Below are 11405 nucleotides of genomic sequence, written 5' to 3' on the forward strand. Positions count from 1 at the left end.
ATCAGTGCCCGGCGGTCACGCCAGGAAGCCGCCGTACCCGTCCAGCGCCCGCAGCACCTCCGCCTCACCGGCCGGCGGCAACTGCACGACGACCTCCTCGATGCCCAGCTCCGCGTAGTGCGCGAGCTTGCCCGGGGTGGGGAAGACGGCGTACGGGACGACCTGGAGGGCGGACGGGTCGCGGCCCGCGTCGGACCAGGCGGCGCGCAGCCGCGGCAGCGACTCGGACAGGCCGCGCCCGCCGATCGGCAGCCAGCCGTCGGCGTACTCGCAGATGTGCGTGAACAGCTTCGGCCCCGCGGCGCCGCCGACGAGCGTGCGGGGGCCCACGACCGGGCCGCGCGGCTTCTGCACGGGCTTGGGGTGCGCGTGGCTGGCGCGTACGCTGCCGAACTCGCCTGCGTGGCCGACCGGCTGCTCCGACCACAGGGCGCGCATCAACGCCATCCGGTCCCGGACCAGTTCGCGTCGCGTCCGCCACTCGACGCCGTGGTCGGCGGCCTCCTCGACGTTCCAGCCGTAGCCGAGGCCCAGCGTGAAGCGGCCGCCGGAGAGGTGGTCCAGGGTCGCGATCTGCTTGGCCAGATCGATCGGGTCGTGCTGGGCGACCAGCGTGATGCCGGTGCCGAGGCCGAGGTGCTCGGTGACGGCGGAGGCCTGGCCGAGGGCGACGAAGGGGTCGAGGGTGCGGCCGTACTCGGGCGGCAGGTCGCCGCCCGCCGGATACGGGGTGGTCCGCTCGACCGGGATGTGGGTGTGCTCGGGCAGATACAGCCCGGCGAAGCCCCGCTGCTCCAGCTCACGGGCGAGCCGGGTCGGGGTGATGGTCTCGTCCGTGAGGAAGATGGTGACGGAGATGCGCATGCCCCATCTCTACCCGGGGAACGTCCATCTGTCCATACCGACTGGTCGGGATCACGTGGTGCAGAAGGTGCCGCCCCGAGGTGTTCCGGAGTTCACGCCGGGCGCCCATGCTGGGCGGCATGTGTGACGACGACGCAGGGATCGGAAGACGCACGCTGTTCGTGACGGGGACCGCCGCCGCGCTTACGCTCTCGGGTGTGAGCTTCGCGGCGGGCGCCGGCCGGCAGCAGACGAAGACCGTGCGGGGCACCCTCCCGCCCGGTTCACCCGACTTCGTGTACGTGCCGGTGGACATCCCCGCCGGAGTACGGGAGCTCAAGGTCGCCTACACCTACGACCGCCCCTCGGTCCCCGCCGGCACCGCGGGCAACGCCCTCGACATCGGCATCTTCGACGAGCGCGGCACCGACCTGGGCGGCCAGGGCTTCCGGGGCTGGTCGGGCGGGGCGCGCACGGAGTTCCTCATCCGGGCCGACGAGGCGACCCCCGGCTACCTCCCGGGCCCGGTGCGGCGCGGCACGTGGCACATCGCGCTGGGCCCGTACACGGTGGCGCCGCAGGGGCTGACGTACGAGATCACGATCACGCTGACGTACGGCGAGCCCGGCGCGGCGCCGGCCGTCGTGTACCCGCCGGAGCGGGCCAGGGGGCGGGGCCGGGACTGGTACCGGGGCGACTGCCATCTGCACTCCTGGCACTCCGACGGCCGCCGTACACCCGCCGAGATCGGGGCGCTGGCGCGGGCGGCCGGGCTGGACTTCGTCAACAGCTCGGAGCACAACACCCACTCCGGGCACGCGCACTGGGCCGACGTCGCGGGCGAGGACCTGCTGGTGATGCTGGGCGAGGAGATCACCACCCGCAACGGCCACGTGGTCGCGCTCGGCACCGACCCCGGCACCTTCGTCGACTGGCGCTACCGGGCCCGCGACAACCGCTACGGCCGGTTCGCCCGCCAGGTCCGCAAGGCCGGCGGCCTGGTCGTACCGGCCCACCCGCACTCCAACTGCATCGGCTGCAACTGGAAGTTCGGCTTCGGCGAGGCGGACGCGATCGAGGTGTGGAACGGCCCCTGGACGCCCGACGACGAGATGGCGCTGGCCGACTGGGACAGCATGCTGGCCGCGTCCGCGCGCGCGGAGGGACGGGAGGCCGGGCGGGACTGGATCCCGGCGATGGGCAGCAGCGACGCCCACCGGGACCCGGACGTCGTCGGCCACCCGCAGACCGTCGTCCTCGCCGACGACCTGACCCGCGAGGCCGTCCAGGAGGGCATCCGCGCGGGCCGCTCCTACGTCGCCGAGTCCCGCAGCGTGTCCCTGTCCTTCACGGCGTCCGGCGGGCGGGCCCGACACGCGGGCATCGGCGAGCGGTTGCAGGTCGACCGGGAGACGCCGGTGACGGTACGCCTGGAGGTGGGCGGGGCGCCGCGGTGCGTGGTCCGCTTCGTCACCGACCAGGGCCCGCTGCACACCAGCGCCCCGCTGCCGGTGTCCGGCGCGGGCGTCGTGGAGTGGCGCACCACGCCCTCGTACGCGGCGTACGTCCGCGCCGAACTGCGGCACGAGACGGCTCTCGGTCCGCTGCCGGGCGCGATGGCGGCGTTCACGAACCCGATCTTCCTGGGGCGCGCGTGAGGTGACCTACAGGGCCAGGTCCGCGACGACGGCCAGGTGGTCGGAGGGCCAGACGCCGTCCACCGGGCCGTCGCCCGCGCGCCGGACGGAGCGGACATGGCCGAGTCCGTCCGGGCCGGGCGGGCCGACGTGGACGTAGTCGATGCGGGCGCCGGGCGGGTGGCCGGCGGCCACGTAGGGGTTGGCCGGATCCCAGGTGTGGGACGGGGCGGCGGGGTCGGCGTACTCCCAGGCGTCGAGCAGGACCTGGCGGGGCACGGCCGGGGCGGTGCGGTAGCCGCCGAAGAGGCGGATCTCGTCCGAGTCGGGCCAGGCGTTGAAGTCGCCGGTGACGACGGGCGGGTACGGGGTGCCGGCCCGGTGCTCGGCGACGAACTCGGCGAGCGCGCCGACCTGGCCGCAGCGGATGGCCGAGGCGTGCAGCTGCGAGGTGAGATGGGTGGTGAAGAAGGGCACGCCGTACGAAGGTGTGGCCAGGCGGGCGTAGAGGGCCAGACGGCCGTCGTCGACCTCCGTGGGCGCCGGGAGGGGGAGGACGGCCTGTTCGGTGATCGGCCAGCGGCTGAGGACGGCGTTGCCTATGCCGACCGTCGGATCGCCGATGCGTCGCTGCCAGCGCTCGGGGGCGTGCGAGGGGGCCCAGGTCCAGTGCAGGCCCAGCTCGCCGGCCAGCCACCCGGCGAGGTTCTCGCCGCCGGCCTCCCACACCTCCTGAAGGCCCACCACGTCGGGACGCAGCTCGCGCAGCGCGCCGAGGATCGCCTTCTGCCGCTGTGCCCAGGGCCCGAACCGCCACCACAGGTTCCAGGTCACGACCCGCATGCCCACCGTCCTCGTCGCGCCGCGTTGCGAGGACCATTGAAGCAACACCCGCCCCGTCACGACACAGGAGTCGCCACACCGATGAGCCGCATAGACGACCTCAGATTCCGCGTCGCCACGACCTTCCAGCGCCGCGTCCTCAACCCCGTCCTGCGCCGGGTCCCCCTCCAGACCCTGCTGGAGACCACCGGCCGTGTCTCCGGTCTCCCCCGCCGCACCCCGGTGGGCGGGCGCCGCGTCGGCGACTCCTTCTGGCTGGTCTCCGAATTCGGCGACCGCTCCCAGTACGTCCGCAACATCCACGCCGATCCGAGGGTGCGGGTGCGGCTCGGCGGACGGTGGCACGAAGGGACCGCCCACCTGCTGCCGGACGACGATCCGAAGGCCCGGCTGCGGGACCTGCCGATGATGAACAGCTCGGCGGTGCGGGCCATCGGCACGAACCTGCTCACGGTGCGGGTGGACCTGGAGGACGGCAAGGCCCGCCCCTGACGGCCGTTCGGGCGAGGCGGGCGCGTGGCGTGCCGGGGCCCGGTGACCGGAGTCGTATTTTCCCGTCGTATGAAGGACGTTTCCGGAGACTGCGCGCCCACGCCCACCCGTCGCACCGCACTCGCCGGGCTGGTCGGCGGAGCCGGCGCCGTACTGGCCGCCGGGTGCACCCCGACCGGCGCGAGCGCGCCCGCGGCCCGCGCCACCACCACCGCATCCGCGACGGCGGGCGGGCCCACCCCGGGCGTGATGACGCTGTTCGACGATCCGGGGTTCAACTTCAGCGGGCTGATGGCGCTCGGCGGGTCCGGCCAGGGCGCCGGTGAGGTCGGCGAGGTGCTCACCGCCGTCAACGCCATCAACAAGGCGGGCCTGTCCGCCCAGTCCTTCGTCAGCACCTTCAAGAAGCTCGGCGACCAGCTCATGGCGGCGCCCGCGGGCAGCAGGCCCGACGACCAGACCACCCGGTGGCGCGCGCTGCGGGCCGCGCAGTACTACGGCCAGGCGCTGTTCTTCGTCCTCGGCTCGGACGACCCGGGCAGCGAGGAGCGGATGTACCAGGCCGGACGTGGGGCCTGGGACAAGTTCTGCGGCCTGTGCGATCCGGCACCGGTCACCGCGAACGTCCCGTACGGGAGGACGCCGCTGCCCGTGTGGTTCTTCCGGCCGGACACGTCCGTGCGGCGCCGCCCCACGGTGATCCTCACGAACGGCAGCGACGGGCAGAACGTCGACATGTGGACGTACGGCGTCCGGGCCGCCCTGGAACGCGGCTGGAACGCCCTCGTCTACGACGGGCCCGGCCAGGGACAGCTGCTCTTCGTGGACCAGGTGGTCTTCACCCCGACCTGGGAGAAGGTCGTCGGCCCGCTCGTCGACTGGCTGACCGCCCGATCCGACGTGGACCCGGACAGGATCGCCCTGACCGGGCTGAGCATGGCGGGCGACCTGGCGCCCCGGGCCGCGGCCTACGAGAACCGGCTCGCCGCCGTGGTGGCGATGCCCGGCTGCCTGACGCCCTGGCTGGGCTTCCCCCCGGAGGTCCGAGAGATCCTCACCCCGAACAAGGCCGAGACCAACAACATCTGGAACAAGGAGGTCGTCCCCGAGCTGCCCGCCGCCGACGCCGCGACGCTGAGGAAGCGCTTCGAGCCCTTCTCCGTGCAGGCGATGCTCGACGCCCGCCAGGGCAGGATGTTCACCGACTTCTACACGCCCGCCAAGCGCATCGAGGCGCTGGACATCACGGACGTCGTGGGCCGGATCAAGATGCCCACGCTGGTCCTGGACTACGAGGACGAGCAGTTCTACCCCGGCCAGGCCCGCCAGATGTTCGACAAACTGACCTCGCCCAAGGACTACGTCAAGCTCACCGCGGCCACCGGAGCGCAGCTGCACTGCTCCCCGATGGCACCGCAGCAGCACTGCGAGGTCGTCTTCGACTGGCTGGACGAGACGCTGCCGGCCGACTGACCTCCCGGCCCCTCACCCCGGCCACACGATCGCCTGCACCTCGCTGTAGGCGTGCAGGGCGTACGAGCCGACGTCGCGGCCCACGCCGCTGCGCTTGAAACCGCCGAACGGCGCCTCCATGTTGCGCCCGACCGTGTTGACGCCGACGCCGCCGGCCCGCAGACGGCGGGCCACCCGGAAGGCGCGGGCCACGTCACCGGACCAGACGTAGTCGATGAGGCCGTAGTCGCTGTCGTTGGCCAGGGCCACGCCCTCGTCCTCGTCGTCGAACGGGACGACGACGACCACCGGGCCGAAGATCTCCTCGCGGGCCACCCGCATGTCGTTGGTGCAGTCCGCGAGGAGGGTCGGCGCGACGTAGAAGCCGGTGTCCAGGGGCGGCCGTTCGCCTCCGGTGACGACCACCGCACCCTCCTTGCGGCCGAGTTCGACGTACGATTCCACGCGGTCCCGGTGCGCCGCCGAGATCAACGGGCCGACCACCGTGTCCCGCTCCCGGGGGTCACCGACCTTCAGACGGCCCGCGTAGGCGGCCAGTTGCTCGACCAGGCGGTCGTACACACCCCGCTGGGCCAGCACCCGGGTCGGTGCCGTGCAGATCTGGCCGCTGTAGAAGGAGTACGTCGTGCCGATGCCGGCCACCGCGGAGGTGATGTCCGCGTCGTCGAACACGACCGCCGCGCCCTTGCCGCCCAGCTCCATCAACTGGCGCTTCATGGACCGCCCGCACACCTCGGCGATGCGCTGCCCGACGGCCGTGGAGCCGGTGAAGCTCACCATGTCGACGTCGCCGGACTCGACGGCCGCCTCGCCGACGCCGGCCGACCGGCCGGAGACGACGTTGACGACGCCCCTGGGCGCACCGGCGGTCTGGAGCGCCTCCGCCATCCGGTACACGGAGAGCGGGTCCTGCGGGGCCGGCTTCACCACCACCGTGTTGCCCATGGCCAGGGCGGGGGCCACCTTCCCGGCCGTGTTCGCCCAGGGGTTGTTGTAGGAGGTGACGCAGGTGACGACACCGACGGGCTGGCGCACGGCCAGCGCGCCCATGACGCCGGCCCTCCCCTCCCCCACTGCCCTGAAGGCGTGGGAGGTGCCCCCACCGGCCTCGTTGATCTGCGGCGCGATCGGCCACTCGGCGGGCTCGATCCGCGCGTACCGGCGGAAGCGGGCGGCGGCGACCCCGACCTGCATGCGCCGCGCCGTGACCGTGGTCGCCCCGGTCTCCGCGCGGGCCAGCTCCGTGTACGGCTCCAGGTGGCCCGCGATGACGTCCGCCGCCCGGGCGAGGATCGCCGCCCGCTCCTCGGGTGCCGTGCGCGACCACGGTCCGAATGCCTCGCGGGCGGCGGCGCAGGCCGAGCGCACCTGCTCGGGCGAGGCCTCCGGCGCCCACCCGACGGTCTCCTCGGTCGCCGGGTCGGTCACCTCGTAGGCGCCGCCGTCCGGCTCGACCCACGCCCCGTCGATGTACAGCCGCCGGCTCACCGGGTGCTCACCGTGCGGGTGTCCCGCCCCGACCGCAGCACCCGCCCCGGCACCGCCCCGCTCACCACGTCGTCCCGGATCGCCTCGACGCCGTTGACCCAGACCGCCCGCACGCCGATCGCCCGGGAGTCGAGCCGGGGGCTGTCGCCCGGCAGGTCGTGCACCAGGGTGGCCGTTCCCGCGTCGACGCGCTCCGGGTCGAACAGGACGAGGTCGGCGTGGAAGCCCTCCTGGATCCGGCCCCGGTCCCTCAGCCCGAAGAGCCGGGCCGGATCGTCGGTCAGCATCTTCACCGCCTGCTCCAGGCCCACCAGCTTCCGCCCCCGCAGACAGTCCCCGAGGAAGCGCGTGGTGTACGGCGCCCCGCACATGCGGTCCAGGTGCGCGCCCGCGTCGGAGCCGCCGAGCAGGACGTCCTCGTGCCGCCAGGTCTCGGCGCGCAGCGCCCAGGACGCGGCGTCGTTGTCGGTGGGCATGGGCCACAGGACCGTGCGCAGGTCGTCGTTGGCGCAGATCTCGACCAGGCAGGCGAAGGGTTCCTGACCGCGTTCGGCGGCGATGTCACGTACCACCCGGCCCGACACCCCGGCGTTCTCCGCGCTGTACGTGTCACCGACGACGTACCGGCCGAAGTCCGTCAGCCGCCGGAAGACGCCCGCCTCCTTGGACGCCGCCCGCTCCAGCATCCCCGCCCGTACGGCGGGATCCCGCAGCCGCCGGATCCGCTCGGGCACGGGCAGGCCGAGGACCTCGCCCCAGCCCGGGATGAGGTTGAGCGCGCAGAAGGTGCCCAGTGACATGTTCATCGGCGTGAGGATCGGCATCGTCAGCGCCACGACCCGGCCGCCCGCCTTGCGGGCCCGCTCGCTCGCCAGCAACTGGCGGGGCACACGCTGCGGGACCGACGCGTCGATCGTCAGGACGTTCCAGTTCAGGGGGCGTCCGGCCGCCGCGCTCATCTCCACGAACAGGTCGATCTCGGCGTCGCTGAACTGGTCCAGGCAGCCCGCGACGATCGCCTCGATCTGCGTCCCCTCGCGCTCGCCGACCGCGCGGGAGAGGGCCAGCAGCTCGGCGGGCCCGGCGTGCCGCGAGGCGACCGGTTGCCCGTCGCCGTCCGAGTGGGTGGACGACTGGGTGGTGGACAGCCCCCAGGCCCCGGCGTCCATGGCGTCGTGCAGCAGCCGCACCATGGCGGCGAGCTGCTCCTCGGTCGGCCGGCCGCCCACCGCGTCCGGCCCCATCACGTACCGGCGCAGGGCGCAGTGCCCCACCATGAAACCGGCGTTGACGGCGATCCGCCCCTCCAGGGCGTCCAGGTACTCCCCGAACCCGTGCCAGTTCCAGGGGGCACCCTCCTCCAGCGCGACGAGCGACATCCCCTCGACCTTGGACATCATCCGGCGCGTGTAGTCGGCGTCCTCGGGCCGGTCCGGATGGAGCGGCGCGAGCGTGAACCCGCAGTTCCCGCCTGCGACGGTGGTGACCCCGTGGTTGAGCGAGGGCGTCGCGTACGGGTCCCAGAACAGCTGGGCGTCGTAGTGGGTGTGGGGGTCCACGAACCCGGGCGCGAGGACGAGCCCGGCGGCGTCCTCGCTGGTACGGGCCGCTTCGGTGAGGTGGCCGACGGCGGCTATCCGGCCGTCCCGGATGCCGACGTCGGCGCTGCGGGCGGCCGCCCCGGTGCCGTCGACGACGGACGCGCCTCTGATGACGTGATCAAGCATGACGCTCCTCCTGCAACTCAACTCCTCAGACCCCCTGCCGGAACCGGGACGTCCTGTGCACCGGATCCGTGTCGATCTTCGGAATCACGTGCTCCCCGACCAGCCGGATCGTCTGCAGGGTCTCCTGCTTCGGCACCCCCACCGGCAACCCGAAGCTCAGCTGGTCCGCACCCGCCTGCTCCCACCGCTCGCACTGCCGCAGCACCTCGTCCGGATCACCGCAGATCAGCAGCTCCTCCTCGATGAGCACCTCCACGAACTCCGCCGTGTACTCGGGCAGCGTCTGCGGCCACACCGGGAACCCCTCGGGCCGCGGGAAGGTGTCGTGGTACCGGAACACCAGCGAGGGCAGGTAGTGCAGCCCACCGTTCACGGCGATCCGTATCGCCTCGTCGTGCGTCGGCGCGCAGATCGCGGTGGTCGTCACCATCACGTTGTCGTTGACGAAGTCCCCGATCGGCTCCGCGTCCACGACCGCCGTCTTGTACTGCTCCAGCACCCACTCCATGTCGGCCACCTTCTGCACGCTGAAGCCCAGCACCCCGAGCCCCTTGCGGGCCGCCATGGCGTAGGACGGCGGTGACCCGGCCGCGTACCACATCGCGGGGTGGGACTTCCCGTACGGCTTGGGCAGCACCTTGCGGGGCGGCAGCGACCAGTGCTTGCCCTGGAAGCCGGCGTACTCGTCCTGGAGCCACATCTTGGGGAACTCGGCGATCGTCTCCTCCCAGATCTCCTTCGTGTAGTTCATGTCGGTGATGCCGGGGAGGAACCCGAGGATCTCGTGCGAGCCCGCGCCCCGGCCGCTGCCGAACTCGAAGCGGTTGCCGCTGAGGTGGTCGAGCATGGCGACCTTCTCGGCGACCTTCACCGGGTGGTTGACCTGGGCGAGCGGGTTGAAGATGCCCGAGCCCAGGTGGATGCGCTCGGTCGCGTGCGCGAGGTAGCCGAGGAACACGTCGTTGGCGGAGAGGTGCGAGTACTCCTCCAGGAAGTGGTGCTCGGACGCCCAGGCGTACTTGAAGCCGGACCGGTCCGCCTCGATGACGTACTCGGTCTCCTCCATCAGCGCCTTGTGCTCGGCGAGCGGGTCGGTCTCGGCGCGCTTGCCCACGTATCCCTGTACAAAGAGCCCGAATTCCACGGAGGTTCACCGTCCTCTGTTTCTGACGCTCCGTCAGATCGTCGTGCGGCCGACTGTGGCACCACCTGTGCGCACCGTCAATAGCTGACGGGCCATCAGACGATGGTGACTCCGGCCAGCCAGCCGCCGTCGATCACGAACGGCTGTCCGGTGATGTAGGAGGAGTCGTCGCAGCTCAGGAAGAGGGCCAGCCGGGCCACCTCCTCGGGCCGCCCCACCCGGCCGAGCGGCACCAGCTTGCGGTACAGCCCGTCCAGGGCCCGGCGTGTCTCCTCGGGGTCGGCGCCGGGAGCCAGCGCGGCCGGATTGGACATGGCCGTGTCGACCGCGCCGGGGCACACGGCGTTCACGCGGATCCGGCGATGGGCCAACTCCAGCGCGGCGACGCGGGTGAGGCCGAGGACGGCGTGCTTGGTCGCCGCGTACGTGCCGACGGCGGCCATGCCGGTCATCCCCGTGTACGAGGCGGTGTTCACGATCGTGCCGCCGTCCGCCATCTCCGGGGCGACGGCCCGGATGCCGAGGAAGCAGCCGACCTGGTTGACCTGGACGACCTGCATGAACTCGGTCAGCGGCGTGTCCACCAGGGCGTTGAGGCGCAGGATGCCGGCGTTGTTCACGAGCCCGTCGATCCGGCCGTACGCCTCCTTGGCGGCGGCGACGGCGGCGGACCACTGGTCCTCGCGGCCCACGTCGAGATGGACGTAGCGCGCGCCGATCTCCTTGGCGAGGGCCTCGCCCTGGTCGTCGAGGACGTCGGTGACGACGACGTCGGCACCCTCCTCCCGGAACAGCCGGGCCTCCTGCTCCCCCTGCCCCCGCGCCGCACCGGTGACGATCACGACACGTCCGTCCAGTTTGCCCATATCTCACTCCTGGGTCAGCAGCGGGCCGATGTCCCGCCCGAACGCCTCGATCTGGTCCTCGAGTTCGGTGCGGCTCCGGCTGCGCAACCGCACCTGGATCTGGTGCACGCCCATCGCCGGGTACTCGCGCAGCGACTCGGCGAGGGCCTCGGGGGGGCCGCTGATCGTGCGCCGCCCGACGTCCCAGGCGGGCCGGCCGACGTACAGCGGCTCGGCGATCGCGCCGACGGTGAGCGGCGTGTCGACGCCCGCCTGGGCGCGCAACCGCCGCAGCGTGGCGATCTGACCGGGCAGCCGGTCACGGGGGTCGCCCTGCGGCAGCCAGCCGTCACCCTTGAGCGCGGCCCGGCGCACCGCCGCCGGGGACGATCCGCCCACCCATAGAGGGACGTGCCGCTGGGCGGGCCGGGGCAGCTGCCCGAGTCCCTCGAAGTCGTGGAGCTTTCCGTGGTGGACGGGGAACTCCTCCGGCCCGAGCGCGGCCCGCAGCGCGTCGATGGTCTCGTCCAGCACGGCCCCGCGCTGGGTGAAGTCCACCCCGAGCGTCTCGAACTCCTCCCGTACGTGACCGGCGCCGACGCCGAGGATCAGCCGCCCCCCGCTGAGATGGTCGAGGGTGGCGTACTGCTTGGCGGTGAGCAGGGGGTGGCGCAGGCCGACCACGGCGACATGGGAGAGCAGCCGGACGCGTTCGGTGACGGCGGCCAGGTGGGCCAGGGTGGCCACAGGGTCGTACCAGACCGTGCTCATCGCGGGAGCGAGGCGGCGCGGGACGCCGACGTGGTCGCACCAGGCGACGTAGCAGAACCCGGCGCGGTCGGCGGCGCGGGCGACGGCCCCCCCCCCGTGACCGCCCCCGCCCGCCCCCCCCGGGGGGGGGGGGTGGGGGGTG

Annotated in this window: 10 protein-coding genes; 3 read left to right on the forward strand and 7 right to left on the reverse strand. The window is 72.8% G+C overall.

The annotated features are described in order from the left end of the window. Window positions 1–15: 15 nt before the first annotated feature. The gene (locus tag AB0O67_RS15570) at window positions 16–864 is read right to left on the reverse strand and encodes an LLM class F420-dependent oxidoreductase (RefSeq protein ID WP_365450146.1); all 849 of its coding nucleotides are present in this window, start codon (window positions 862–864) and stop codon (window positions 16–18) included. Between the two features lie 119 nt (window positions 865–983). Here AB0O67_RS15570 and AB0O67_RS15575 point away from each other — a divergent pair, with 119 nt between their 5' ends. After that, entirely contained in the window at window positions 984–2501 is a 1518-nt protein-coding gene (locus tag AB0O67_RS15575) for a CehA/McbA family metallohydrolase (protein ID WP_365450148.1), read from the forward strand. Window positions 2502–2507: 6 nt separating this feature from the next. Here the strand turns inward: AB0O67_RS15575 and AB0O67_RS15580 are convergent, their stop codons facing one another. Then, window positions 2508–3323: an endonuclease/exonuclease/phosphatase family protein gene (locus AB0O67_RS15580; RefSeq protein WP_365450150.1), complete on the reverse strand. Its 816-nt coding sequence runs from the start codon at window positions 3321–3323 to the stop codon at window positions 2508–2510. An 81-nt stretch (window positions 3324–3404) separates the two neighbouring features. Here AB0O67_RS15580 and AB0O67_RS15585 point away from each other — a divergent pair, with 81 nt between their 5' ends. Both AB0O67_RS15585 and AB0O67_RS15590 read left to right on the forward strand, forming a co-directional pair. Continuing rightward, the gene (locus AB0O67_RS15585) at window positions 3405–3815 is read left to right on the forward strand and encodes a nitroreductase/quinone reductase family protein (protein ID WP_365450152.1); all 411 of its coding nucleotides are present in this window, start codon (window positions 3405–3407) and stop codon (window positions 3813–3815) included. Window positions 3816–3884: 69 nt separating this feature from the next. Continuing rightward, window positions 3885–5288 (forward strand): alpha/beta hydrolase, encoded by a 1404-nt coding sequence (locus AB0O67_RS15590; RefSeq protein WP_365450154.1) that lies wholly within the window; start codon window positions 3885–3887, stop codon window positions 5286–5288. Between the two features lie 12 nt (window positions 5289–5300). Here the strand turns inward: AB0O67_RS15590 and AB0O67_RS15595 are convergent, their stop codons facing one another. The 5 genes from AB0O67_RS15595 to AB0O67_RS15615 form a co-directional block, all read right to left on the reverse strand. Continuing rightward, window positions 5301–6776 carry an aldehyde dehydrogenase family protein gene (locus AB0O67_RS15595; RefSeq protein ID WP_365450156.1) on the reverse strand — a complete coding sequence of 492 codons (1476 nt, stop codon included), beginning with the start codon at window positions 6774–6776 and terminating at the stop codon, window positions 5301–5303. Then, complete coding sequence (locus tag AB0O67_RS15600) at window positions 6773–8524, reverse strand: D-aminoacylase (RefSeq protein WP_365450158.1); 1752 nt, start codon at window positions 8522–8524, stop codon at window positions 6773–6775. The genes AB0O67_RS15595 and AB0O67_RS15600 overlap by 4 nt, the downstream gene beginning before the upstream one ends. Window positions 8525–8528: 4 nt before the next feature. Beyond that, a complete protein-coding gene (locus tag AB0O67_RS15605) occupies window positions 8529–9647 on the reverse strand; it encodes an LLM class flavin-dependent oxidoreductase (protein ID WP_365450160.1) in 1119 nt (372 codons plus the stop codon). Window positions 9648–9742: 95 nt separating this feature from the next. Continuing rightward, the gene (locus AB0O67_RS15610; protein WP_365450162.1) at window positions 9743–10513 is read right to left on the reverse strand and encodes a glucose 1-dehydrogenase; all 771 of its coding nucleotides are present in this window, start codon (window positions 10511–10513) and stop codon (window positions 9743–9745) included. 3 nt (window positions 10514–10516) lie between these two features. Beyond that, window positions 10517–11405: LLM class F420-dependent oxidoreductase (locus AB0O67_RS15615; RefSeq protein ID WP_365450164.1), on the reverse strand; the 889-nt coding region annotated here is incomplete at its 5' end.

The organism is Streptomyces sp. NPDC086077, from assembly GCF_040686175.1.
Taxonomy (GTDB): Bacteria; Actinomycetota; Actinomycetes; order Streptomycetales; family Streptomycetaceae; genus Streptomyces.